The following is a 25,215-nucleotide window of genomic DNA, read 5'->3' as shown; positions in this document are numbered from 1 at the left end:
TGCGGGGGCGGGGACTCGGGGACCGACAAGCCTCCGGGCGCCCAGTCCTCGTCCCCGTCCCGGAAACCGGACGCGGCAGCGACCCGGCTCCGGCTGCCGGTTCCATCGGCGTTCGACGGAACCAAGGGGTGGACGCAACCGGCCGGTTCCCGGTCCCCTGTCGCCGTCGCTCCCAACGCCGGCCTGGTGGTGACCGTGACCAAGGCATCGGACGGCTACGTACTGACGGCCAAAGACCTGGGCACCGGCCGGGTCCGCTGGTCGACAGCGCCCTGGTGGCCGTTCGATTCCGTCCGCGGCGAGCTTCCCGGACCGGAGATCGTCACGGCCGGCGGGAAGGATTACGTCGCCCTTTCCATCAGCGGAGATCCCGGCGAGGACACACTGTCCGACGGAACTCCGACCGTCCGCACCGCGGTCTATCCGGCAGACGCCACGGGCAGCGCCGTGGCCCCGGCGCGCACCGTCGACATCCCGGCCCGGGAAAGCAGCGATCTGCCGACCGCCCAGGGCTCCCTGCTGGCCTATTTCGGCGACCACCAGGAGGTGACCGCCATAGACGTGACGAACGGGAAGACCACGTCGTACTCCACCGACGATGTGGGCAAGTCCCCTTCCTCCAAGGCGTGCAGGCTGTGCGGTCCCGGAAACTCCAGCGCGGGCGTCACCTCGCGCGGTCCGCTGATCCAGGGCGGCGGAAACGATTTCTGGGTCCCCGGAGCGTGGTACAGCCCCTCCCATGTCCCCCCGGGCGCCCAGGGTCCGGGCGGGTACGGAGAGATGTCGGAGAGCCTCACAGTGATCGACGACTGGATCATCGCCGGCTGGCCCGCGAAGGGGACGCACAGCAGTGACGGCGACACCCGCATGTGGGCAGTGCACGACAAGTCCACCGGGGAAGTGAAGGCATCGGCGACCTGCGCCGCCGGCGACAGCGCGGGCGGATCCAGTCCGACGGACGTGGACCCCGCCCTCTCGGCGGACCATCGCTATCTCGTTCACGGAGTACTGGCCTTCGATCTCACCACGGCCGAGGGGATCTGCCTGGGCGCAACGGGCACCGACAAGGGGGTCGTACTCACCTCCGTCGGCGATGACGGGACCGCCTACGGGCACACCGTGACTGCGGACGGGGATGACGTCTCGGCGCCGGTCGATGTCGCCATCGGCACCGGCAAGATCAGCGCGCAGCCGTCCGGTACGGAGATCCCCACGATGGTCCTCAAGAACGAGGCGGTCTATCTGAGCGAGGACGACGACAGGTACAGCGTGGCGGTGTACCCGCGCCGTTGAGCTGACCGCGGCCGTCGTCCCGGGCACGGCACGCCGCCATGACGCGGTCGGCGCTCGAGCCGGCGCCACCGGCTCAGGGTTCGCGGCGCCGGCGGGCGGATTCGGTGTTCCCGCCCCCCGGCCCGGCCCCGGGCCGTCTCAGTACCAGCCTGCAGTGAGGGGCGGGTCGCACAGTTCGAGGACCACCTCACCCGCCTCGGAGGTCGTACCGTCGACGGGCCGGACCCGGTCACCGACGCTCACGAGATGGGGAGCCGCGCCCACGATCCGGCACCGGTACACGAAGCCCTCGGGAAAGCGCACGAGCGACTCGTTCCGCATCACCCGCGAATAGCGGTTCACGACGCTGGACCGTACGACGACGCCGTGACCGTCGCTGCGTTCCGGTTCGAGATCGCTCGACGCGCAGACAGGGCAAAGGAGTTTACGGAAGGACGCGGTGCCGCACCATCGGCACAGCTGGTAGACCAGCCCTTCCACGGTGTGCGGCTCCGCCGTGTCGCAGGCCGTCCGCCCCGTCCGCCCCACATCGGTTCCGGTACTGAACACGTCTCGGCCTCCCGCGCTCGACTCGGTGCGCCGCACCTCCGGCGACGGCACACCGGCACCGTATGGCACCTAGTGCCAGCACGTAAAGGTACTGAGTGCCGATTCTTGCCCAACAGCCTTCGGGAATGGCCTTCGGAACGCCTTCCGGAGTGCCTCGCGGGCCCCGGGAACGCCCCCGACCCGCCGGCTCAGTCCTTGCCGAGGGCCGATTCGATGCGCTGCACCACGCGCCACATGGGGGCGTTCTTCGTCGCGACCACCACGATCACCTCGTCCTCGCCGGAGGCCGCGGCGGGCGGCGCCGCGGAAGGCTCGGCCGCCCTGCCCCACACCGTGCGGACGAGCTCCAGCGCCCGGTCCACCTCGGCCCCGGCATCGCCCTCACCGCCCGAACGCAGCCAGGACCGGAGGCCGTTGTTGTGCGCCGCGACCACCGAGGCGGCGATCACCTCCGCCCGGAGCGCGGCGTCCCGGGTACCGGCGCCGCGCCGCTCCAGGTACCCGGCGAGGGTCCGCTCGTAGCGGCGCACCACGGAGAGTTCGTAGGTGCGCAGACCGGGCACCTCCCGGGTGAGCCGGTAGCGCTGCACGGAGAACTCCGGGTTCACGGCGTACATCCGCAGCACGAGCCGGGCCGCGTCGCACACCGTGTCCACCGGGTCGCCGCCGCCGTCGGCGGCCTCCAGGAACGCGGTCATGTCCGCGAGACAGCGTTCGTGATCGGGAAAGACCGCGTCCTCCTTCGAAGGGAAGTAGCGGAAGAACGAACGCCGCCCCACCCCCGCCCTGGCGACGATGTCGTCCACCGTGGTCCGCTCGAACCCGCGCTCCATGAAGAGGCCGAAGGCCGCCTCGGCAAGCACGTCACGCATGGGCGGCTTCTTGGCAGGTCCGCGGTCCTCAGTCATGGCGGAAACGTAGCACCCGAAATGGACATCCGGCACTTGGTACCTTTACGCAGGGTACTGAGTGCCATAGGGTCGACATACGAACCGCATCAGTGAGGAGAGCCGGCGTGAGCTTGAGGATCGTTGTCTGTGTGAAGTACGTGCCCGACGCGACCGGTGACCGGCATTTCGCCGATGACCTGACGTTGGACCGTGAGGATGTCGACGGGCTGTTGTCGGAGCTGGATGAGTACGCGGTCGAGCAGGCGTTGCAGATCGCGGACGGGGCCGATGACGCGGAGGTCACCGTGTTGACGGTGGGTCCGGAGGACGCCAAGGACGCGTTGCGCAAGGCGCTGTCGATGGGTGCGGACAAGGCTGTTCACGTCGAGGACGACGATCTGCACGGCACGGATGTGATCGGGACGTCGTTGGTGCTGGCGAAGGCCATCGAGAAGACGGGTTACGACCTGGTGATCTCGGGGATGGCGTCGACGGACGGGACGATGGGTGTGGTTCCGGCGCTGCTCGCGGAGCGGCTGGGGGTGCCGCAGGTGACGCTGCTGTCGGAGGTGTCGGTCGAGGGCGGGGTCGTGCGGGGCCGTCGGGACGGTGACACGGCCTCGGAGCGGTTGGAGGCGTCGCTGCCGGCGGTGGTGTCGGTGACCGACCAGTCGGGCGAGGCGCGTTACCCGTCGTTCAAGGGGATCATGGCGGCGAAGAAGAAGCCGGTTCAGTCGCTGGATCTGGATGATCTGGGGATCGAGGCCGACGAGGTGGGTCTGGGTGGTGCGTGGACCGCGGTCGACTCCGCGGCCGCGCGTCCGGCCCGCACGGCGGGCACGATCGTGAAGGACGAGGGCGAGGGCGGCAAGGCGCTGGCGGAGTTCCTGGCCGGCCAGAAGTTCATCTGATCCCGTTCGTTCCTCGTTGTTTCCGTCTCGATGTGCAGGAGATTGAAGTTCCATGGCTGATGTTCTGGTTTTTGTCGATCATGTGGATGGTGCGGTCCGTAAGCCGACGCTGGAGTTGCTGACGCTGGCGCGGCGGCTGGGTGATCCGGTGGCGGTGGCGGTGGGTGCCGGCGCCGGCGCCACGGCGCAGGTACTGGGTGAGCACGGTGCGGTGCGGGTGCTGACGTCGGAGGCGTCGCAGTTCGCGGAGTATCTGGTGGTGCCGAAGGTGGACGCGTTGCAGGCTGCGGTGGGTGTGGTGTCGTCGGTGGCGGTGCTGTTGCCGTCGTCGGCGGAGAGCAAGGAGATCGCGGCGCGCCTCGCGGTGCGGATCGGTTCGGGGATCATTACCGACGCGGTGGATCTGGAAGCGGGTTCGGAGGGTCCGGTGGCGACGCAGTCGGCGTTCGCGGCGTCGTTCACGACGAAGTCGCGGGTGTCGCGGGGTGTCGCGGTGATCACGGTGAAGCCGAACTCGGCGCCGGTGGAGCCGGTGGCGGGTGCGGGTGCGGTGGAGGAGCTGGTGGTGGAGTTCTCCGCGCAGGCGACGGGTACGAAGGTGGTGTCGCGGACGGCGCGTGAGTCGACGGGCCGTCCGGAGCTGACGGAAGCGGCGATCGTGGTCTCGGGCGGCCGGGGTGTCAACGGTGCGGAGAACTTCGCGGTGATCGAGGCGCTCGCGGACTCGCTGGGTGCGGCGGTCGGTGCCTCGCGGGCGGCGGTGGACGCGGGCTGGTACCCGCACACCAACCAGGTCGGTCAGACGGGCAAGTCGGTCTCGCCGCAGTTGTACATCGCGTCGGGTATCTCGGGTGCGATCCAGCACCGGGCGGGGATGCAGACGTCCAAGACGATCGTCGCGGTCAACAAGGACGCCGAGGCCCCGATCTTCGACCTCGTCGACTACGGCGTCGTGGGCGACCTGTTCGACGTGGTGCCCCAGCTCACCGAAGAGGTCAACACCCGCAAGGGCTGACCCCACCCGCACGACCAGCACGTCGATCCAACGGCCCGGGGCCGCACGGTGAACACACCGCGCGGCCCCGCACCGCGTTCTCGCCCCTCAGCCTGCCTGCCCGCGCCCCCGCCCCGTCACCCCCCCCTCACGGTCAACGGCCCGGAGGCGGTGCCGGCCGGTCCGCCGGGATCAGGTGAGCAGCTCCTCGATGAGGTCGGCGGCCCTCGTGGTGCCGCCCTCGGCGCGTACCTGGGCCCGCAGTTCGGCCGAGCGACGCGCGACCTCCGGGTCGTCGACGAGCTCGGTGAGGGCGGAGCGCAGCGCGTCCGCCGTGGCGTCCTCGGTGTCGATACGGCGGGCCACGCCCAGCTCCACGAGCCGGTCGGCGTTCATGAACTGGTCGGCGCCCTGCGGGACGGCGATCATCGGGACACCGGCGAAGAGTCCCTCGGCACTGCCGCCCATGCCCGCATGGGTCACGAAGGCGTCGGCCTGCTCCAGGATCGCCGGCTGGGGCACCCAGGAGTGCACCTCGACGTTCGACGGAATGTCACCGAGCTCGCGCCGGTCGGTGTGCCTGCCGACCTGGAGCACCACGTGCCAGCCGGGCAGGTCGCCGTACGCGGCCAGGCACCGGCGGTAGAACTCGGGCCGGTCGGTGTACGCCGACCCCAGCGAGACCAGCAGGACGCGCTCCGCGTCGGCGGGGCGGGTCCAGGACTGTTCGCCGTCACGCGGGCCGGAGCACGAGCCGACGAACGTCACCGTGTCCGTGTCGACGTCGTCGCCGTGCGGCTGCATCGCCCAGGGGATCAGGGCGAGGGTGTTCGCGGGGCGGCTGCAGAAGACGTCCATGTCGGTGGTGGAGGCGCCGCACTCGGCGAGCCACCGGCCGAAATTCTCCCGGTACGCGTCGGCGCCGGGGAGCTTCCACAACTGCGCAGCCACGTCCCGCCCGTAGCTCTCCCAGCCGACGATGGCCGGGGACAGCTGCATGAGAGGGCGCTTCTGCGATTCGGCCAGCGCACGCGCGGCGTATGCGCCGATGTCGTACAGGTAGAGGTCTGCGGGATCGTCGTCGTAGAAGGCCCGCAGTTGCGGAAGGGCCTGGACGGCGTCCTCGAAGAAGAGGGTCATCGCCGCGATGGGGTCGTCGGGCCAGTTGTTGTCGGCGACCGGCAGCACGGTCCCGCACGGGACCAGTTCGGCGCCGGTGGCTTCGATGCGGTCGGCCACCATCGGGCCGTTGGCGTAGGTCACCCGGTGGCCGCGGGCCACCAGTTCACGGATGACGGGAAGACTCGGCAGCACGTGGCTGACGGCGGAGACACCGATCATGGCGATGTGTGCGCGAGGGCGGACGGACATGGAGGATCACTCTTTTCGGCTCTACGGGGGAAGGACATGGCTGACCGGCGCGTCGGCCACCCCGGCGGAGATGCCGGGTCGTGGGCGCGCGCGGACCTGCCGGACACGGGCGGGGCACTGCCCCGTCCGCGTCAGCCGTAGAGCTGGAAGAGATACATGCCGCAGACCCTAACCCGCGTCCCGGACACCCGCACGCGAATTTCCGGCACGCCATGTGTCCGGTTCCACACGGAGTGTCACACGGGCGGAGCTGCGGCTTCAAGTTCGTCGACGCTTCCCGACATGAGGGTCCGCACATGTTCGGTGATGTGTTCGGCCGGCCAGTCCCACCAGGCCAGCGCGAGCAGCCGGGCGACGTCCTCCTCGCTGTAGCGGGTGCGCAGGAGGCGCGCCGGGTTTCCGCCGACGATCCCGTAGTCCGGCACGTCCTTGGTGACCACGGAGCCGCTGCCGATGATCGCGCCGTTCCCGATCCGCACCCCGGGCAGCACGGTGGCGCTGTGGCCGAACCAGACGTCGTGGCCGACGACCGTGTCCCCCCGGCCGGGCAGTCCGGTCAGCAGGTCGAAATGGTCGGCCCACGATCCGCCCATCGTCGGGAACGGGAACGTGGAGGGGCCGTCCATCCGGTGGTTGGCGCCGTTCATGATGAACCGCACCCCGGTCCCGAGCGCGCAGAACCTGCCGATGACCAGCCTCTCCGGGCCGTAGTGGTAGAGCACGTTGCGCGTCTCGAACGCGGTGGCGTCGTCCGGGTCGTCGTAGTACGAGTACTCCCCCACGTCGATCAGCGGGGACTTCACCAGCGGCTTGAGCTGCACCACCCTCGGCTGGCCGGGCATCGGGTGGAGCACCGTGGGGTCGGCGGGCACTGGCATGGGTGATTCCTTACGGGGATGGGGCAGGACCGGCCCATGATCGCGTCGCCGCCCGGCTGCGGCAACGGATATCCGCGAGCGAGGCGCAACCTTCAGGTTGCTCCCGGATCAGTTACGTGCAACTCTGGGGTTGCACCAATCGGCGGCGCCCACCGACAGGGGCCCGCCGGCGGCATTCACCGACGGCACTCAAGGAGTCTCCCCATGAGCGAGGACCGGATCGAAAGCGAAACCCTGATCGAAGCACCCCTCGACCGGGTCTGGTCGCTGGTGGCGCAGCCCGGGTTCTGGGCGGCCGACAAGGCGAGCCTGCCCGGCACCGTGGCCAGGGAGGGCGAGTTGATGCTGGCCAAGAGCTCCGAGTACGGCGAATTCCCGGTACGGGTGGAGAAGGTCGAGCCGCCGACGTACCTGGCCTACCGCTGGGCCAGCGCGTTCCCCGGGCAGGAGCTGCGCGAGGACAACAGCACGCTGGTGGAGTTCACCCTGACGCCGGAGGGCGCCGCGACCCGGCTGCGCGTCGTCGAGAGCGGATTCGCCACGCTCCCCGGGTCCGAGGAGCTGCGCGGGCGTAGCTTCAAGGACAACACCGCGGGCTGGCCGATGGAGCTCGGCGCGCTCAAGAAGCGTGCCGAACAGCCTTCCTCGTGACGGAGGAATCCCCCGCCGTGCCCGGCGCCCTCGACGCCACCGACGCGGCCTCCTCGGCCGAGGCCGTCGACAGCGTCCTGGGCGCGCTGGCCGACCCGACGCGGCGCGCGCTGCTCGACCTGCTCGCGGCCCGGGGCGAGGCCACCGCGACCTCGCTGGCCGGCCAGCTCCCCGTCTCGCGCCAGGCGGTGGTCAAACACCTCACCGTGCTGGACGCGGCCGGCCTGGTCACCGGAGGCCGGGTCGGCCGCGAGGTGCGGTACTCGGTGCGGCCCGCCGCACTGAACGCGACGGCCCGGTGGATGGCGGGACTGGCAGCCGACTGGGACCGGCGGCTGGCGCACATCAAGCGCGTCGCCGAGGCGGCGGAACGGGATGCGCGCTGACCCTTCGCGGCACGCGCACCCCGCTCCCACCGGGCCGACAGCCCGGTGGGAGCGGCGAGCCTGCTGAAGGAGACCGCAGGAGCACGGCGTCAACGGTTCACAGGACCGGATCAGGGCTGGATCGGCATGGACCAGCAGTTGGACTTGGCCGCCCGGCCCGCGAGGCGGTCGGTCAGCCATGAGATCGCATCGCCCTGGTCGGTGATGAGCGGGACCACGTGGTTGGTGAGGATCTTGTCACCCAGGTTGGGCAGGACGATGGCGTCATAGGTGACGTCGGCGCCCTTGCGGCACCAGTCCACGGCCAGCTGCCGGGCCTGTCCGTGGGGCACGATGTCGTCTTGGACGCCGGTCGCCAGGCGCACCGGACCGGCCGGCTTGAGGGTGCCGATGCGCTGCCGGTCGAGAGCGGCCTGCGCGCGGGGCTCGGCGGCGATGACGTCACCGATGGACTTGCCGCTGTTGGTCCACTTGCTGCTCCTGGCGAAGCCGTAGCCGAGGATCGCGTCGCCGACACACATGGTCGAGGCGTCCTTCAGCGCGGCCTTGCCCGCGGCGTTGATGTTGGCATCGACGACGGCCCGGACGTCGGGGTCGGCCTGGGCGAAGCCGTTGATCGACCAGGCCAGGGCCCCGGCGAGCGCGCTGCCGTCGATGCCCTTCATGACAGCGGTCAGATCGGCGGGCGGCGCCCCGGAGTAGGTGCCGGACAGCTCGACGTCGGGTGCGTAGGACGGCTGCAGTTCGGCGGCCGCGGCGCTGGCCCCGCCGCCCTGGCTGTATCCGTAGAGACCCGTGCGCGACTCGGGGGTGACGGAGGCGCCGGGCACGGCGTGTGCGGCGCGGGCCGCGTCCAGCAGGGCATGACCCTCATCGACCCGGTTGACGTAGGTGTGCAGCCGGTCGGTCGCGCCGAGTCCGACGTAGTCGGTGACCACGACCGCGGTACCGGCGGCGAGCAGCCGGTAGATGGCCAGGGCCTCGTAACCGACCGACACCGTCTCGCCGTTCAGGGTCAGCGGGTACTGGAGTGCCATCGAGGGCGCGCACTGGTCGCCCTGGCCCATGGTGCCCGCGGCCACCGCCACCAACGGCCTCGGTCCACCACGCTTCCAGGCGGCCGACGGCTCGATATAGGCGCCGGTCACCGCGACCGGCTGCCCGTTGGAGTCGGTCGATTTGTACATCAGCCGGGTGGCCGTGCCGGGCATCGGGCGGCCGTCCAGGCCCGGGATGCCGAGCCCCAGCGGTAGCGGCTCCTGGCGGATCAAAGCGCCGTTTGCGGACGGCAGTTCGGCGGGCGGGTTGTAGAAGCCGGGGATCGTCACCCCCCGGGACACCACGGGCTCGGATCCATCGGCGGCGGTGGCGGGTACGGCGTACGTGATCGCGCAGGCGGCCGCCGTCACGGCGACGGCCAGTACGCGCGCGGCGCCGGCACAGGGCGAACGACGTGCGGAAACAGCCGAGTCGGCGGCCTCGAAGGTGGAACGCGAACGGGTGCTCTTGCGGCTCACAGCTCACTCCTCGCTCTGCTCGGAATGCGGGTGAGCGCAAGCTAGCAGCGGAACTTACCGAAGGTAACCCACCAGTAAGTTACGCTGCGGTAACCATTACGGCGCGTGCGTGCGCCGCGATCGGGGACCGGGCGGCGCCCTCCCGCCCGACGGAGGGCGCCGGACGCGCGGCCGAAGCGGAGTGCCGGAGCGCGCAAGTTCCCTATTCTTGGGGCGAGCTGATCGCCCAATGCCTCACGCACCCTGGAGTTCACCATGTCCCGACCGGCGAACGACGCCACCTCCCTGCATATCGACACCAGCAAACCGCACCCCGCGCGGATGTACGACTGGTTCCTCGGCGGCAAGGACAACTACCCGGTGGACGAGGCGATGGGACGCCAGATGCTCGCGCTCGAACCGGGCATTCCGGTGATGGCGAAGGTGAACCGGGCCTTCATGCACCGCGCCACCCGCTGGCTGTCGAGCCAGGGCATCCGGCAGTTCCTCGACATCGGTACGGGCATACCCACCGAGCCCAACCTGCATCAGGTGGCGCAGAGTTCGGAGCCGGCCACCCGGGTCGTCTACTGCGACAACGACCCGATCGTGCTGGCCCACGCCGAGGCCCTGCTGAGCGGCACCCCGCAGGGCGCGATCGACTACGTGCAGGCGGACGCCCGCGACGTCGAGGCCATCCTCGAACACGCGGGCAAAACCCTGGACTTCAGCAAGCCGGTCGCCCTCTCGCTGATCTCGCTGCTGCACTTCGTGAGCGACGAGGACGGCGCGTACGAGCTGACGAGCAGGCTCTGCGACGTCCTGGCGCCGGGCAGCCACATGGTGATCTCGCACCTCACCGCCGACTTCCACCCGGAGGAGGCGCGGAAGGTCGACGAGATGTACAAGGCCAACACGCTCACGCTGGCGCCGCGCAACCGCCAGCAGTTCGCCGCCTTCTTCGACGGACTGGAGATCGTCGAGCCCGGCATCGTGGCCGCCGAGGCCTGGCACCCCGAGCTCGGCGAACCGGTCCCCGGCCAGGACGACATCATCAGTGCGGGATACGTGGCGGTGGGCCGCAAGCCGTAGGGACCACCGCTCCACCGATCGCCACCGCCCCCGCCACGCGCGGGGGCGGCCGCGTTCCGGAGCCGGAGAAAGAGGGCCACTTCAGTCACCGCACGACATCACGCGTGATTCGTGCCAGAACCTGGTGCATCGGCATCAACCCTTTGCCGAAAGGTACGTGTGACGGCCGTCTCCCCCCGGGCCCCACCTGCCGGACCGAGGCCCACAGTGGCGGACAACAGCCCGTCCGGGACGGTCACCATCGTTAATCGGATCTAACCTTTCCACAACGGCGCACCGGCAACTGCCGACTGCCCGCCGCACGGCCGGCTGGATCAGAAGCGCATTCCACATACATATCTGATCAACCATCAGTTGCGGGTTCCATGCCGGTCACGGCGTTCCAGCCGAAGCTCTGATGAGATTCCGCTTGTGCTCGCGGGGTGCATCTTCTGAACAATTACGATCGAGTTGGGCCGCTTCCGTATTGCTGCGTGAGCGCAAACTTTCGCCGATGTACGCGTCGGTAGTTGCGTGCCACGGCATAGGATCAAGCCGCGCCACCGGGGTCCCGCCCGCCCCGCTTGTCCCAACTGCAACTGTGCACACGCTGCACCAACGTCCCTACCAATACCCCCACACCCCGTTAACAGGTATCTGTGTGTCACCGATACTCAGCACCGGTTCCGGTGATGGAGCCGCGCAGTGAAAATCAATCGTCGTCTTGTCCTGCTCGTCACCGCGCCCCTCACGGTCGCGGTCACCTTCTCGGTCCTCGCCCTCGCCCCGGCGACCACCCAGGCGCTCCAGGCCGACCGGCTGACGGAGATGGTCGATGTCGCCGCCGCCGCGGGTGATCTGACCCATCAGTTACAGCGGGAGCGGGCCACCGCCACCGCGCTGGTCTCCGGACAGGGATCAGCGGACGCGTTCCTGAAGAGTTCCAACGCCACCGACAAGAGCATCACCGCCTTCAACAGCAGGACCGGTCAGCTGTCCGAGGTGCCCGGCAGCGCCCGGACCGCACTGACCCGGATCCAGCGCTTCGTGGAAGAGATGCCCGCCCTGCGTGCCCAGGTGCGCTCGGGCAGCACGACCATCTCCGCGCTCGCCTTCGGCTACCGGATCGTCATCGCCGACCTCAACGGCTACCGCGACGGCATCGCGCAGGCCGACGGGGTCGACGCCGACATCGCGGACCGCATCCGCGCCGCCGCAGCCCTGTCCGAGGCGGCCGAGCACACGGCGCAGCAGCAGGTCACCGTGATGAGGGCGCAGGCCGCAGGCGGCTTCACCATCGCCTCGCAACGCACCTTCGACGCCAGCCGGCTGGGCTACACGGAGTCGACCGGCGCCATGTTCGGCCTCGGCCCCGCCGAGTGGCGGACCTGGCTGGAGCGCACGCTCTCCGGCCCGAAGGCGCTGGCAGCCCGCGAGCTGGAGGACCGGATCGGGCGTACGGGCACCAGCAAGGACATCGACGTCACCCCCCAGGAGTGGCAGAAGGCCTCCGACGACCGCCAGACGCTGCTGCGTTCGGTGGAGAAGCGGATCGACGCGTCCGTCATCGTGACGGTCTCCAAGGAGCGCACCAGGCTCCTGTGGACCGCCGGTGCCGAGGTCGCCCTGGTGCTGCTGACTCTCGTGGGCGTCGTCGTCGTCGCCGTCCGTCTGGGGCGCGTCATGATCCGGCGGCTGCGCGATCTGCGCAACGCCGCGCACGAGGTGGCCCACACCGCGCTCCCCGCCGTGATGAGCGAGCTGTCCCGGCCGGGCGCGCTGAGCGGCTCCACGCCCGAACAGGTCGCCGAGCGGTCGGGCAACCCGGTCAAGACCACGGGCGGGGACGAGATCGGTGAGGTCGGCGAGGCGTTCAACGCCGTCCATCACGAGGCCGTCCGGCTCGCCGCCCAGCAGGCCCGGGTGCACGAGCAGTTCGCGGAGACCCTGGTCCGCGTGGCCCGAAGGGGCGCACAGCTGACCAGCGTCATGGTGTCCGAGCTCGACACGGTGCAGCGCGACGAGGCCGACCCCGACCGCATGCAGACGCTCTTCGCCCTCGACCACCTCGCCATCCGCATGGAGCGCAACACCAACAACCTTCTGGTCCTGGGTGGTTACGGGAACGCCCGGGTGCGTTCGGCCGACATCGGCTGCTCCACGGTCATCGTGGCGGCGGCCCAGCAGATCGAGCGATTCGACCGAGTGTCCCTCGGCGTCATCGAAGCGGGTATCGGCATCGCCGCCCGTGCCGTGCACGACGTGGCGCACATCCTGGCCGAACTCCTCGACAACGCGACCCGGTTCTCGCCTCCCGACGCGCAGGTCGGGGTCGCCGTGTGGCGGCTGTGGGACCGGGCCGTCGTGCAGATCGTCGACGAGGGAGTGGGGATCACGCCCGAACGCCGGGCCGTCCACAACGCCGCGCTGCGCGAGCCGCAGGCAGGCATCGGGGACGTCCGGTCCATGGGTCTGCACGTGGTGGCACGGCTCTCGGCGCGTCACGGCATCGTTGTCGAACTGCGCGACTCCTCCGGCCCCGGCACCATCGCCGAGGTCACCCTGCCGGCGAACGTGCTGACCGAGATCCCGCAGGAGACGGCACCGGGCTCGCCGGGCGGGGAACGTCGCGACGACGTCCGCTACGAGGCGCCGCGTCCGGTCGGCGCACTCGGACAGCCGGGCCGCAGGCAGCAGGGCGACGTGGCCGGCCGGCCGGTCCGGCCCGTCGGCGCGGGTGCCGGCGCCCGGACGGGCGGTGCCCCCTCGGGCGCGGCGAGGTCCGGCCATCCGGGCGACGGGGACGCCTCGTCCGCCGGCGCCCACGACGCGGGTTCCGCCACCGGCGGGCGCGGGCGCGCCACCACGCCGGCTCCGCATCCCGTGCATGACGAGCCGGTCTCACGTGTCGCGGGAGTCAGCTCGTCCGGCCTGCCCCTGAGGCAGCGCAACACGCCCCAGCAGTGGCCCAGCCTGGGCAAACGGGGCGGCACCGATCAGCGGTCCGGCGCCGCCGCACCGCGGCCGTCGCCCCGCCGCCGGGACTCCCGGCAGGTATCCGACGTCCTCGCGGCCTACGCCCAGGGGATCAACCGGAGTACGAACACCCGCGGGCGTCCCGCCACCGACGACAACACCGAACGGACCAAGAAATGACCTCACCCACCGACCTGAGCTGGATCCTGAGCGACTTCGCCGGACGCATTCCGGAGGTCACCCAGGCGATAGCCGTGTCCGTGGACGGACTCGCACTGGCCTACACCGGTGTGGAGCGTGACGACGCCGACCGGCTGGCGGCCATCGCCTCCGGCGTCGTCAACCTGCTCTCCGCCGCAGCCCAGTTGACGAACACGGACCCCGTCGAGCACAGCCTCACCGCGATGGAGGGCGGCTACATGTTCTCGATGGCCGTCTCCAGCGGCGCCTCACTCCTGGTGACCACCACCAGGGACGCGGACATCGGCGAGGTCAGCTACATGATGTCCGAACTGATCAACCAGGTCGGTGACGCGCTGTCTCCCCACGTCCGCGCCCCGAGCATCTCGCCCACGCACTGAGTACCGGCGGCCCCCCACCGCCACCCCGACACGTCCGTCCGCTCCGCTCGGCGGCCGAGTCATCCCGTTCTGCCCACTCCTCGCGATGAGAGCCCTCATGTTCTTCGGTATATCCAGCCCACGTCACCGCAGACTCCGGCCGGTGTGCGCTGCCGCCCTCGCCCTCGGCCTGGCAGCCGTCAGCGGGTGCAGCAGCGACAGCGGCTCCGGCGGCGACACGGTGAAGGTCGGCCTGGTGGCCTCGCTGTCCGGTACCTACAAGCCGGTCGGAACGGACCTGCGAGCCGGCTTCGAGCTCTATCTGAAGACGCATGACAACAAGCTCGGCGGGCGCAAGGTCGAGCTCGTCGTGGCGGACGAGGGCGACGGTCCCCCGACCGCCGTTCCCGCCGCCACCAAGCTGGTCAAGAAGGACAAGGTCGACGTACTGACGGGCCTCGTCAGCGGTGGCTCGGTCAACGCGGTGCTGCCGCTGGTCGACCAGGCCAAGATCCCGTTCCTGGGGTCGAACGCCCGGCCGCCCGTGAAGGACCTCGAGTACGTGTGGACGACGAGCTTCATGTCCGACGAACCGGGCAAGGCCATCGCCCCGTACGTCAAGGAGAAGGTGGACGGACCGGTCTACGCGATCGGCCCGGACTACCAGGGCGGTTACGACGAACTGCGCGGCTTCACCGAGGAGTTCAAGCGGATCAAGGGCAAGCTCGCCAACCCCGACGGCAAGACCACCTGGACGCCGTTCCCGAAGACGACCAACTTCATGCCGTACTTCGCCGACATCGCCAAGACCGACGCCAAGGCGGTGTACTGCTTCTACGCGGGCAAGGCCGCGATCGACTTCGCCAAGCAGTACGCGCAGTCCGACATCGCCGACCTGCCGCTGTACACGGCGTTCGTCACCGAGGGCAGTGTCCTTCAGGCGCAGGGCAAGGCGGCGAAGGACATCTACTCGGTCCTGAACTACGCCCCCGACCTCGACAACGCGGCCAACCGCAAGTTCGCCGCCGACTGGACGGCCGAGTACGACACCCAGCCGACCACGTACGCGATGTCGTCCTACGACGCGGCCGCCGTGCTGGACAAGGCGATCGCCGACGCGGCGAAGGACGGTGACGTGACGTCGCAGACCATCAACAAGGCGATCTCCGGCCTGGGCCAGATCGACAGTCCGCGCGGCGCCTGGGAGTTCAGCGAGAAGGCGCACTCGCCGGTGCAGACCTGGTACCTGCGTCAGGTGCGGCCGGACGGCAACCAGCTGGCCAACGTCATGGTCCAGGACCTGGCGACGCTCGGCGGCTGACATGGAGCTTCTTGATGCCCACCTCGTGCCGGCGGTGGACGGCGTGGCCTACGGGCTGCTGCTGTTCGTGGTCTCCGCCGGCCTGAGTCTCGCGTTCGGCACCGCGGGCGTGCTCAACCTGTCGCACGGCACGCTGTACGCGATCGGCGCCTACACGGGCGCCGAGCTGAGCGACGGGACCTGGGGCGGCCTCGTCCTCGGGCTGGCCGCCGGAACCGCGGCGGCGGGCCTCGCCGGGGCGGGGCTGTCCGCCGCGACGGTCCCGCTCGCCCGTCGTGGGCATCTCGCTCAGGCACTGCTGACGTTCGGGATCGCGCTCGTCGGCGGTGATCTGCTCATCCAGCTCTTCGGGGCGGACGAGCTCCCGGTACGCGTCCCCGAGGCACTCGACACCTCGGTGCGGCTGCTGGGCCACCGCTACCCCGCCTACCGGCTCTGCTTCATCGTGATGGCCCTGCTGCTGGCGGGGCTCGGTACGTGGGTGCTGACCCGGACCCGGGTGGGGGCTGCGGCACGGGCCTGTGCCGACGATCCGCAGATGCTCGCCGCGACCGGCCGCAGCCCCCGGGCGGTGCACACCGGCGTCCTCGCGGTGGCGGGGGCGCTGGCCGGGGCGGCGGGAGTCCTCGGGGCACCGATCATCGGCCCCGGGCCGGGGACGTCCGAGAACGTGCTCATGCTGTCCCTCGTGGTCGTCGTCCTCGGCGGGCTGCGCTCGCTGTGGGCGACGGTCGCGGCGGCGATCGTCGTCGGCGAGGTGCAGACCCTCGGCGTCTCGGTGCTGCCGGACCTGGCCCCGTACCTGCTCTTCGCCGCGATGGCGGCCGTGCTGGTGTTCCGCTCCCGCTTCGCGGAGCCGGCGACGGCGCACGGCCCGCAGGACCCCGACCCGGACCCGGTCGCCCGGCTGCGCCGCCACCTCGCCGCACGGCTGAGAGCGCGCCGGACCGCCACCGCGACGGCGACCGAGGCCGCGACTGTGACCGGGGCCGCCACTGTGACCGCGCCTGCCCGGCCGGTGCGCGGGGCCGCGTGGCGGCAGGCCGCTCCCCTGCTCGTGCTGCTCGCGCTGCTGATCGCCCTGCCATCGATCCTCGACTCGTACAGCATCTCGCTGGCCGGCTCCGCGCTGGCGCTGGGGCTCCTCGCGGTCAGCGTCACCATCCTCACCGGCTACGCCGGGCTGCCCACGCTCGGGCAGACCGCGCCGTTCGCCGTGGGCGCGTACGCCACCGCGAACCTCGCGGACGCGGGGTGGACGGTGGGCCCCGTCCAGATCGTCCTCTCGGCGCTCGCCGCAGCGGTGTTCTCGGCGGTGACGGGGCCCGCCGTGATCCGGGCCCGCGGCACCACCGTGCTGATGATCACGCTTGCCGTCGGTGAGCTGACCGGCGCGGTCATCAACCAGGTCAAGTCCGTCACCGGTGGCGCCGACGGTCTCGTCGGATTCCCGTCCACCCTGGCGCTGTGGGGCGGTGAGGGGATGACCGACGAGAGCGACCTGTACAACTACGCGCTCGTCGTCGCCGTCGTCGCCGTCGCCGTCACGCTGCTGGTGCTGCGCTCGCCGGCCGGGAAGCTGCTGACCGGCACCCGGGGCGCCGAGGCGCGGATGCGCGCCTCGGGGCACCCCGTGGGGCGCTACCTGCTGGTGGCACACGTCTGCGCCGGCGCACTGGCCGGGGTCGGCGGCTCGCTGATGGTCAGCGTCCAGCAGTACCTCTCCCCCGCCGACGTCGGATTCGAGATCGCCGCGTTCGCACTGCTGGCGACCGTCATCGGCGGCACCACCTCGGTGATCGGCGCTCTGCTGGGAGCCGGACTCATCGTCTTCACCCGGGACTGGGTCGCCGGTTCGTGGCCCGGCCACGGGCCGCTGCTGCTCGGTGCGCTGTTCATCGCCGCCGTGTACCTGCTGCCCCGGGGCCTGGCCGGCCTGCTCGGCGGACCCGGCCGGGGCGGGCCGGCGCCGGACGGCCGGAACCCGGCCACCACCACGCCCGCATCCGCCCCGCCCGCCGCCGGGAAGGTCTCATCATGACGTCCGCGAAGACCGCGGCACCGCCGCCCCCGGTGCTGGATCTCGCCCATCTCAGGCGCAGTTACGGCAGCCTCACCGCCGTGGACGACGTCAGCCTGCGGCTCCCCGCAGGAGCCCGGCACGCCGTCATCGGCCCCAACGGCGCCGGCAAGACCACGCTGCTCAACCTCATCGCGGGTACGGACAGGGCCGACCACGGCACCATCGCACTGAACGGCACGGACATCACCCGGACGGCCACCGCCAGGCGCAGCCGTCTCGGCATCGCCCGCAGCTTCCAGCAGCCGACGGTGATCTCCGAGCTGACGGTGCTGGACAACGTGGTACTGGCCGGCTGGCCGCACCACCCGAAGCGCCGGGGTGCCTGGCGCAGCCCGTCCCGCTACCGGCTGCACACCGAGTCCGCGGTCCGTCATCTGGAGACCGTCGGCCTCGCGGACCTCGCGCACCGGCCGGCCGCCACGCTCTCCCACGGGCAGCGCCGCATGCTCGACCTCGCTGCCGCGCTGGCCGGGGACCCGCGGCTGCTCCTCCTGGACGAGCCCGCAGCCGGTCTGACCGACGGTGACATCGGCCGGCTCCTCGGCATCCTGGGCGGTCTGCCGGACAGCGTCGCGATCATCCTGGTCGAGCACCACGTCGAGGTCGTCGCCCAACTGGCCACGTCGGTCACCGTGCTGGCGGCCGGGCGGGTCCTGGTCACGGGGCCGACCCGGGAGGCGCTCGCCCATCCCGAGGTCCGCGACGCCTACCACAACACCGGCGCGGCGGGCCGGGCACGGGACGAGGCGGCGGAATCCGGCGCCGCTGTCGCCGGGCCGTCCACCACCGACGCGAGAGGATGACCCGGCCCACGATGCTCGAACTCACCGGACTGACCGCGGGCTACCACGGCGGCACCGTCCTGCACGGGGTCGACCTGGCGGTGCCCGCCGGCAGCGTCCACGCCGTCGTCGGCCACAACGGCGCGGGCAAGACCACCCTCGTCCACACCGTGGCCGGTCTGATGCGGCCCGGGGCCGGCACCGTACGGCTCGACGGCCGGGACCTGACGGGCCGGCCCGCGCACCGGATCGCCCGTGCCGGGATCGGCCTCGTGCCCCAGGGCCGCAGGGTCTTCGCCGGACTCACCGTCGCCGAACACCTGCGGCTGTCCTACCGCCCGCCGCGCCGGGGCGACACCACGCGCCCGAGCGTGTGGACGCCCGCCCGGGTGCTTGAGCTACTTCCCCGGCTGGGCGAGCGCCGGGGCAACCGGGGGGCGGACCTGTCCGGCGGCGAGCAGCAGATGCTCGCCCTGGCCCGCGCGCTGCTCGGCTCACCGAGCGTGCTGCTGCTCGACGAGCCGACCGAGGGCCTCGCGCCCGCCCTCGTCCGTCAGGTCCACGAGCTGGTCACCACGCTGGCCGGCGAGGGCATCGCCGTACTGCTGGTGTCCCCCAGCCCGGCGCAGGCCGCCGAGTGCGCCGACACGCTCACGGTGCTCACGTCGGGGAGGACCACGCTCCGTCTTGAGGGCGCGGACGCGCGTGCCGATGCGGGTGCCCTGCATGCCGCGCTCGAACTGGTGCCGACGGCCCCCTGAGGACGGTCCCGGGCGCGTCCGGGGACGGTGACCGTGTGCCGTCACCGCCCCCGTAACGCTCAGGACCAGCCGTCCTAGCCGGCCTGTCCTGCCTGTCCTGCCTGTCCGGCCTGTCCTGCCTTCATGCTGTGGCCGCCGAAGCCGCTGCGCCGGTCGGAGCCGCTGTTCTGGTCCTGCCACCAGGCGTCGAACTGCGGCTGTTCCATGGCGGACCAGTCCGGTGTGTTCTCGACCTGTGCGCTGCCCATCCTCCGGGCGAGCGCGACCATGGCCGCCCCGACGGCGCCACGGCCGGAGTCGTACCGTTCCAGAACCTCTTTCCAGCTGTCCCCGGCCAGCCAGGCGGCCTCCAGGGCGGTGGCGTCCTGGAGCGCCTTCACGCTGCCGCCGCCGATGTGCGGCCGGGCGACGCTGGCCGCGTCACCGACGAGCAGCATCCGGCCCGAGGTGTAGTGCGGCACCTCCAGGTCGTAGATCGGCTGGATGAAGGTGGTCTCGGCGGGTGTACTCAGGACCCTGGCCGCCCAGTACGGCGGGAAGTTGTCCGCGACCAGGGCACGCAGGTGTGCGGTGAGTTCGGCGTTCAGGCGGCCCGGCGGCAGCGAGGTGGGCGTCCGCAGGTCGGCCTGGAGGGCGTCGGTCTGCGGGGGCACGGTGTAGAGCACCCAGTTGAGCCGGTGCCCGCCGGTGCCGTCCGGGATGCGGTAGATCATGCAGTGGCCGCCGGGGAAGACGACGTTGTGCGCGGACAGGCCGTCCGAGGGGAGCCCGTCGACGTCCGGCGAGGTGCCGCGCCAGCCGATGTATCCGGCGTACGTCGCCCCGGTGCCGGGAAACATGGCCTCGCGGACGACGGAGCGGTAGCCGTCGGCACCGATCACGACGTCGAAGCGCTGCTCGTGGCCGTCGGCCAGACGCAGCATCACACCGTCCGGGTCCGGCTGCACGGCGGAGACCACGGAGCCGGACCGGTAGGTGACGTCCTCGGGCACCCGGCGGCGCAACTCGCTCCACAGCGAACCCCAGTTGTAGGCCCGGAAGGGGAACGGCTGCTCGCCGACGGACCGGCCGTGCTCCGCGTCGCCCTCCCGTACGCTCCACACCCGCCGGTCCAGCGGCGCCCAGGGCATCTCGGGGGCCACGTACCCGGCGTCCCTCAGCTCGTCGTAGCGGTCGCTGTGAAGGGCGATGCCCACGCCCCTGTCGCGGAGTTCGGCGTCCGCACGTTCGAAGACGGTGACCTCGCCGGCTCCCCCGCGCGACGCGGCCAGGGCCGCGGCACACCCCGCTATGCTGCCGCCGACCACGGCGATGCTGCCTCCACGCATGACTGGTACTCCACTCACTTGGCGTTCCGGCCGCCGTTCGGGGGCTCTGCCACGTCGGCGCGACCGGTCGGAAATCCACAAGCACTGAGGCTCGTTGTGCTGTTTCGGTAGGTCAGGGCACGGAGGGAATCCTATCCAGCGGCCGTCGGCCGGTGAGCCGCGCGCACACCGGCCCGCCGCGTGGGGCGGTCACGAGCGGACGGCGGCCGCGATCCGTTCACGCAGTGCGACGACTTCCGCGTCGTCGGCGTGCCGCCGGCACTCCTTGGACAGGTCCATCACGTCCTCGACCGCACGGTTCGAGCGCAGGCGCCCCAGCTCGTCCAGGGCCCGGTGAGCCACCGTCAGGGCCTCCCCCGGGTCGCCCGTCGCCATGATCAGTGTGGCGAGCTTGGTGCCGCAGAGCGCGCGTGAGCGCACATAGGCGTCGGTGTACCCGTCCATCGCCTTCGTGAGCCTGGCCGTCGCCTCCGCGGGCGACTGCCCGGAGAGCAGGGCCAGATCGAAGGCGGCGTGCCCGGTGTCGCCGTGGTGCTGTGCGTCGTCGTAGAAGCTCATCCAGACGACGTCCTCGTTCTCCCTGGCCGGTCCGAAGACCTCGTCGGAGCGGCTGATGGCGGCCAGGGCCTGGCCGGGGCGCCGCATCTTCGCCCATGCTCGGGCACGGGCGTTGTGCAGCATGGCCTGTTCCCGGGGCGTGAGGCGGTCCGCGCGCACCAGCCCGTCCTCCGCGTGGGTGAGCCCCTCGTCCGGCATGCCGCACCAAATGGACTGCCGGGCAAGCCAGTTGAGGGCGGCCGCCCGCAGGTGCCAGTCATCGGCACGTTCGGCGCACCAGCGGCCGAACCGCAGGAGCCGGGTCGCATCCTCGTGCTCGTGCGCGTCGAAGGCACTCGCCCCCAGCACCACGGACAGCCGGCCGACCGCGGCGAACAGGTCCGCCTCCAGCGCGGACGGGTAATCGGCGGCGAGGAGGCCCCGCGCCCAGAGAAGTTGGCCGTACAGGGAGCTGCGCACGATGCCGCCGCCCCCGTAGAGGTTGTCCCACTCGGCGATGACCGAGGCGGCGGCGAGCACTTGGGCGATGTCCTCGGGGCGGACGACCGAGGGGGATTCGCCACGCCCCGGGTCGATGAGGCCGGGCGGATACCCGTCTAACACCCAATCGGCCTGCCCGGCCCTTCCGGCCGGGCGGTGCACCGGAACGGAGCTGTCCGCATCGTCGGACCGCCCGGCGGCCTCCTCCTCGACCAGGCGCCACAGCCGTCGCAGGGCTCCACCGGCTTCCAGGGCGTCGTCGAGCCTGCGGGCCAGCCCGGCGTCGCACAGGCGCTCGTTCTTCTCGATGCGTTCGATCATCGTGCCGCTGAGGTGGACTCTCTTCCCCAGCCCCTTCGAGGAGAGCGATCTGACGTTCCGCCAGTTACGGAGTTCCTTGCCCCACCAGGCGCGTGCGGACTCGGTGTCGTCCAGGAGCTTCGGCTTCTGCGGCATTTCCTCTTCCATCGGCGCGGTGATGCGGACAGCTGCCACGGTTGCGGACTGTCTGCATCATCATCGGCCGATGCGGCTGATCCTGCCCCGGCCATGTCCTGCTCGGACTGAATACTGTAACCAGGAGACCGGGCGCGGCGATTCCGGCAGGGGCCCTGTGATCGGGGCTGTCACGGAGGGGTGTTGACCTCCTCCGCCACTGCTGCGGGGCAGGCTCCGGCGAACAGGGCTGCAGGTCAGCGGGGTTGAGGGCCGTCGCCGCGCGGGGATGCGGTGAACTCTTCCCATGCCGGGGCGTGAAGCTGTCGGGCCATGCACACCTTCCTCGCTACTTCCGGTTGCGCAGGTGTGTCGCGCTCGCCTCGGCGATCAGTTCGGCGGAGGCGGTCGTGTCCAGCGCCTCCTGGCGCAGGAAGGCCGTCGCCTCGGCGTACTGCTTCAACGCCAGGGGCTCCTCCAGGAACAGCGAACCGGTCTGGTTCTCCAGGAAGACGACGTCCAGGGACGGGTCGGGGCCGCCGAAGACGGTGAACGTGCTGAGGGCGGCGCTGTACGCACCCGCGGAGAACGGCAGCACCTGGACGCTGATGTTCGGCTGCCGTCCCCGGGCGAGCAGATGGTCGAGCTGGGCCGCCATGACCTCACCGCTCCCGACCCTGCGCCGGAGGACCGCCTCGTCCAGGACGACGTGGTAGGCCGGCGGCGTCGCGCGGTCCAGGATGCGCTGACGCAGCATGCGGATCCGCAGGAACTCCTGGAGGTCCTGCGGCGGGAAGGTGTTCCCGGGGGTGGCCTTGATCGCCTGGGCGTATCTCGGCGTCTGGAGCAGGCCGGGCACCACGCCCACGGTGTGGTGCCTGATGCACGACGCCTCGTTCTCCAGCGCGAGCAGCATCCGCATCCGGTCCGGGAGCTTCGCGGCGAACGGGATCCCCCAGACCTCGGTGTCCCTGCTGTTCTTGGCCAGCTCGACGAGGCGCTGACGCTCCTCGTCCGAGGCACCGTACGCGCGGCAGAGCTGGTCGACCTGGTTCCACCGCACATTCCCCTTGGCCCGCTCGTACCGGCTGACCGTCGCCTTCGACACCCCTGCGCGCTCGCCCGCCTCCTCGGCCGACAGTCCGCAGGTGCCGCGCAGGGCGAGCAGCCGGACTCCGAGCTGCCGCCGTCGTGTGACCGGTCCCATTCCTGCGGCGGGATCCGCAGCCCCGGCCGGCACCGTCATCCCTTCGGTCATGGCACTACCCCCTTGGACATGCCGCCCCGGCCTCCCCGCCGACGCGTAACAGCCACAAGGAAGTTACCGTGCGGCACCAGGATCGCGCTGCCGCCGCGCCCGCACACGCAACGCTCATGCGGACACTTACTCAGTGAGCGTTACACCGGGAAAGATCCAGGGCCATACTCCAACTCGGCAGAAACCTCAGTAGAAACACAGGCCACTTCGAACCCGTTCCGAGTGGTCTGGCGTCGATCGTCTCCACTACAAGGACTTCCGCGATGGGCCACCCTACGAGCAACCACGCAGCGAATCATCGCTGCGAGGTTCTGAGAGCTCGCCCCGCCGCCCGCCGGAGGCCGGCTGGCCCGTCGCGCACCGGCTGCCCGTGCGCGCCCGCCGCCGACGGCGGACACGCCCTACGGCGCAGAGCCGTCGGCCCGTTCCGGTCGGCCGATCGCGCCCCGCGGAGCGTGTGATGCCCCCGCCCGTCGCACGGTCGTGCCGCGCCTCCCGCCGTTCCCTGCCGCCGGCCCCGCGAACCGCCGGGCCGCGCGCCCGCACCATGCCATCCGCAGGCCGCCCCGGCGGCCCCGGCCCACAGAACCGGTTATCCCGGCACTACGGAGTACGGACATCATGAAACGCCATCTCCCGTGTATCGAGCAGCACTTGCCGACCGGCGGCACGCAGACCGGATCGCACGTCCGTGACGACGGCCTGGCCGGCCGGCTCCGCCTCCGGGGCCCCGGCCGGGCAGCCGCTTCCCTCACGTTCGCGGGGGTCTGATGCTTGCGCTGACGGTGGTCCTCGCGGTGCTGGCAGTGGCCGGCTCGGTGCTGGCGGTCCGTTTCCGCGGCGCGGCACGCCGGGCGGAACAACGGGCCGGACAGCTGCACGAGCACTCCGAGCGGCTCGCCCAGCAGATACAGATGACCGAGTACTTCGTGAGACACCTGGCGACCACCGCCGTCCCGGCCGCGGCCGACGGGTCCGGGACGGGCGAGGCCCGCGGCATCGAGGTGACCGTTCCGCCGCAGCTGGTCGGCAACCCCGTCGCCGAGGCCGTCGGAGCGCTGGCCGGACAGCTCTCGCACGCCGTCACCATGGCCGGGAGAACGGCCGAGGAGCGGGTGGAACTGGCCCGCCGCGAGACCGCCGAGCAGGTCGCCCACGTACGCAAGGAGGCCGTCGACGTCGCACGGGCGGCGGTGAGGTCCTTCGCCGCCGGAACGGTCCACCGGGCGTCGAAGCTGGGGACCAAGGTCAGTGCCGGGGTGCGTCAGCACGTCTCGGACGACGCGTACGAGACCCTGGTCGAGATCGACCACCTGGCCCAGCAGATGCTGCTGACGGCCAGCGGCTACTCGGTGCTCGCGGGCGACAAGCTCTCGCGGCGCCACCCGGTGACCGCGCTCGGCGAGATCGTGCGCTCCGCGATGGGCCGGGTCGAGGGCTTCCAGCGGGTGCAGCACGCGGACATGAACACCTTCGCGGTGGAGAGCCGGGCCGTGGAAGCGGTGATCCACACCCTCGCGATCCTGCTGGACAACGCCCTGCGCTACTCGGCGCCCAACACCCGTGTGCACGTATCCCTGGAGCACGGCAACGACGCGGTCTTCCTGATCGTGGACGACGCCGGTCTGCGCATGGAGGACGAGCGGCTGGAGTGGGCCCGCCGGGTGATGTCCAGCGAGGAGCGCGACGACATCACGAAGCTGGGCGCCTACCCGCAGACCGGTCTGCGCGTGGCCGGCGTCCTCGCCGCGTCCTACGGATACCGCGTCGAGGTGACGGCCCCCAACGTCTACGGCGGCACACGCGCCTTCATCGTCCTGCCGCAGAAGCTGCTCACCGCGCCGCCGGCCCCCCGGCCGGCCGTCCCCGCCACCCCGCCCGCGCCCCGTCGCAGGCAGGCCCCGGCCGCCCCCGCGCCGGCTCCCGTGGCCGAGCACGCTCCCGCCGCCGAACCGGCCCCGGTCGCCGAGCCCGTCCGGGCCCCCGAACCGGCGCAGGCGGAGTCCTCGACCACGGTGAGCGGGCTGACGGTCCGCCGGCGGTCCGCGCCGCCCTCCCGACGCCACGCGGCCGCCGCGGCGCCCGTGGAGCCCGGCCGGCCCGAGGTGGCGACCGCCTGGCTGAACGGTGCCCGCAGCGTCCGCGACACGCCGGGCACTCCCCCTGAGACCGAAGGACGTTGA

The 25,215-nt window shown here is 71.3% G+C and carries 21 protein-coding genes; 13 read left to right on the top strand and 8 right to left on the bottom strand.

What is annotated here, in order from left to right; genetic code table 11:
• The first annotated feature begins 195 nt into the window (after positions 1 to 195).
• Positions 196 to 1,293 (top strand): hypothetical protein, encoded by a 1,098-nt coding sequence (locus EDD93_RS24535; RefSeq protein WP_148083902.1) that lies wholly within the window; start codon positions 196 to 198, stop codon positions 1,291 to 1,293.
• A gap of 138 nt (positions 1,294 to 1,431) precedes the next feature.
• Here EDD93_RS24535 and EDD93_RS24530 read toward each other — a convergent pair whose 3' ends face one another.
• Positions 1,432 to 1,842: a Zn-ribbon domain-containing OB-fold protein gene (locus tag EDD93_RS24530; RefSeq protein ID WP_123527201.1), complete on the bottom strand. Its 411-nt coding sequence runs from the start codon at positions 1,840 to 1,842 to the stop codon at positions 1,432 to 1,434.
• A 188-nt stretch (positions 1,843 to 2,030) separates the two neighbouring features.
• Positions 2,031 to 2,750 carry a TetR family transcriptional regulator gene (locus tag EDD93_RS24525; RefSeq protein ID WP_123527200.1) on the bottom strand — a complete coding sequence of 240 codons (720 nt, stop codon included), beginning with the start codon at positions 2,748 to 2,750 and terminating at the stop codon, positions 2,031 to 2,033.
• 107 nt (positions 2,751 to 2,857) lie between these two features.
• On the opposite strand from EDD93_RS24525, the gene EDD93_RS24520 reads away from it, so the two are divergent.
• Both EDD93_RS24520 and EDD93_RS24515 read left to right on the top strand, forming a co-directional pair.
• Positions 2,858 to 3,643 (top strand): electron transfer flavoprotein subunit beta/FixA family protein, encoded by a 786-nt coding sequence (locus tag EDD93_RS24520; protein WP_123527199.1) that lies wholly within the window; start codon positions 2,858 to 2,860, stop codon positions 3,641 to 3,643.
• Positions 3,644 to 3,695: 52 nt separating this feature from the next.
• A complete protein-coding gene (locus tag EDD93_RS24515; protein ID WP_123527198.1) occupies positions 3,696 to 4,658 on the top strand; it encodes an electron transfer flavoprotein subunit alpha/FixB family protein in 963 nt (320 codons plus the stop codon).
• Between the two features lie 171 nt (positions 4,659 to 4,829).
• Here the strand turns inward: EDD93_RS24515 and EDD93_RS24510 are convergent, their stop codons facing one another.
• Positions 4,830 to 6,008: a macrolide family glycosyltransferase gene (locus EDD93_RS24510; RefSeq protein WP_260255846.1), complete on the bottom strand. Its 1,179-nt coding sequence runs from the start codon at positions 6,006 to 6,008 to the stop codon at positions 4,830 to 4,832.
• Positions 6,009 to 6,244: 236 nt separating this feature from the next.
• A complete protein-coding gene (locus EDD93_RS24505; RefSeq protein WP_123527197.1) occupies positions 6,245 to 6,886 on the bottom strand; it encodes a CatB-related O-acetyltransferase in 642 nt (213 codons plus the stop codon).
• A 204-nt stretch (positions 6,887 to 7,090) separates the two neighbouring features.
• Between EDD93_RS24505 and EDD93_RS24500 the strand changes: the two genes are divergently transcribed.
• Together EDD93_RS24500 and EDD93_RS24495 are read left to right on the top strand one after the other, a co-directional pair.
• A complete protein-coding gene (locus EDD93_RS24500) occupies positions 7,091 to 7,537 on the top strand; it encodes an SRPBCC domain-containing protein (RefSeq protein ID WP_123527196.1) in 447 nt (148 codons plus the stop codon).
• A gap of 17 nt (positions 7,538 to 7,554) precedes the next feature.
• On the top strand, positions 7,555 to 7,923 hold the full coding sequence (locus EDD93_RS24495; RefSeq protein WP_123527195.1) for a metalloregulator ArsR/SmtB family transcription factor: 369 nt from the start codon (positions 7,555 to 7,557) through the stop codon (positions 7,921 to 7,923).
• 110 nt (positions 7,924 to 8,033) lie between these two features.
• Here EDD93_RS24495 and EDD93_RS24490 read toward each other — a convergent pair whose 3' ends face one another.
• Entirely contained in the window at positions 8,034 to 9,440 is a 1,407-nt protein-coding gene (locus EDD93_RS24490; RefSeq protein ID WP_123527194.1) for a lipase family protein, read from the bottom strand.
• A gap of 255 nt (positions 9,441 to 9,695) precedes the next feature.
• Here EDD93_RS24490 and EDD93_RS24485 point away from each other — a divergent pair, with 255 nt between their 5' ends.
• The 7 genes from EDD93_RS24485 to EDD93_RS24455 all read left to right on the top strand — a co-directional run bounded on the left by EDD93_RS24485 (position 9,696) and on the right by EDD93_RS24455 (position 18,973).
• Positions 9,696 to 10,511 carry an SAM-dependent methyltransferase gene (locus EDD93_RS24485; RefSeq protein ID WP_123527193.1) on the top strand — a complete coding sequence of 272 codons (816 nt, stop codon included), beginning with the start codon at positions 9,696 to 9,698 and terminating at the stop codon, positions 10,509 to 10,511.
• Between the two features lie 684 nt (positions 10,512 to 11,195).
• A complete protein-coding gene (locus EDD93_RS24480) occupies positions 11,196 to 13,646 on the top strand; it encodes a nitrate- and nitrite sensing domain-containing protein (protein ID WP_123527192.1) in 2,451 nt (816 codons plus the stop codon).
• Positions 13,643 to 14,047 (top strand): roadblock/LC7 domain-containing protein, encoded by a 405-nt coding sequence (locus EDD93_RS24475; protein ID WP_123527191.1) that lies wholly within the window; start codon positions 13,643 to 13,645, stop codon positions 14,045 to 14,047. The genes EDD93_RS24480 and EDD93_RS24475 overlap by 4 nt, the downstream gene beginning before the upstream one ends.
• 97 nt (positions 14,048 to 14,144) lie before the next feature.
• Positions 14,145 to 15,347, top strand: a complete 1,203-nt coding sequence (locus tag EDD93_RS24470; RefSeq protein ID WP_123527190.1) for an ABC transporter substrate-binding protein — start codon at positions 14,145 to 14,147, stop codon at positions 15,345 to 15,347.
• 1 nt (position 15,348) lies between these two features.
• Positions 15,349 to 17,388 (top strand): ABC transporter permease subunit, encoded by a 2,040-nt coding sequence (locus tag EDD93_RS24465; RefSeq protein ID WP_123527189.1) that lies wholly within the window; start codon positions 15,349 to 15,351, stop codon positions 17,386 to 17,388.
• Positions 17,385 to 18,233, top strand: coding sequence for an ABC transporter ATP-binding protein (locus tag EDD93_RS24460; RefSeq protein ID WP_123527188.1), 849 nt, complete (start codon positions 17,385 to 17,387; stop codon positions 18,231 to 18,233). Before EDD93_RS24465 ends, EDD93_RS24460 begins: the two co-directional genes overlap by 4 nt.
• Before the next feature lie 11 nt (positions 18,234 to 18,244).
• Complete coding sequence (locus EDD93_RS24455; protein WP_123527187.1) at positions 18,245 to 18,973, top strand: ABC transporter ATP-binding protein; 729 nt, start codon at positions 18,245 to 18,247, stop codon at positions 18,971 to 18,973.
• A gap of 74 nt (positions 18,974 to 19,047) precedes the next feature.
• On the opposite strand, the gene EDD93_RS24450 is transcribed toward EDD93_RS24455, so the two are convergent.
• From EDD93_RS24450 to EDD93_RS24440, 3 genes are all read right to left on the bottom strand, one after another.
• Complete coding sequence (locus EDD93_RS24450; RefSeq protein WP_123527186.1) at positions 19,048 to 20,301, bottom strand: FAD-dependent monooxygenase; 1,254 nt, start codon at positions 20,299 to 20,301, stop codon at positions 19,048 to 19,050.
• 189 nt (positions 20,302 to 20,490) lie between these two features.
• Positions 20,491 to 21,834 carry a helix-turn-helix domain-containing protein gene (locus EDD93_RS24445; RefSeq protein WP_260255845.1) on the bottom strand — a complete coding sequence of 448 codons (1,344 nt, stop codon included), beginning with the start codon at positions 21,832 to 21,834 and terminating at the stop codon, positions 20,491 to 20,493.
• A gap of 289 nt (positions 21,835 to 22,123) precedes the next feature.
• A complete protein-coding gene (locus EDD93_RS24440) occupies positions 22,124 to 23,032 on the bottom strand; it encodes a helix-turn-helix transcriptional regulator (RefSeq protein ID WP_123527184.1) in 909 nt (302 codons plus the stop codon).
• Positions 23,033 to 23,802: 770 nt separating this feature from the next.
• On the opposite strand from EDD93_RS24440, the gene EDD93_RS24435 reads away from it, so the two are divergent.
• Positions 23,803 to 25,215 carry an ATP-binding protein gene (locus EDD93_RS24435; protein ID WP_123527183.1) on the top strand — a complete coding sequence of 471 codons (1,413 nt, stop codon included), beginning with the start codon at positions 23,803 to 23,805 and terminating at the stop codon, positions 25,213 to 25,215.

It is taken from the genome of Streptomyces sp. 840.1 (genome assembly GCF_003751445.1).
GTDB lineage: Bacteria > Actinomycetota > Actinomycetes > Streptomycetales > Streptomycetaceae > Streptomyces.
The sequence above is the reverse complement of the archived record's forward strand: the minus strand, read 5'-3'. Positions and strand labels throughout refer to the sequence as shown.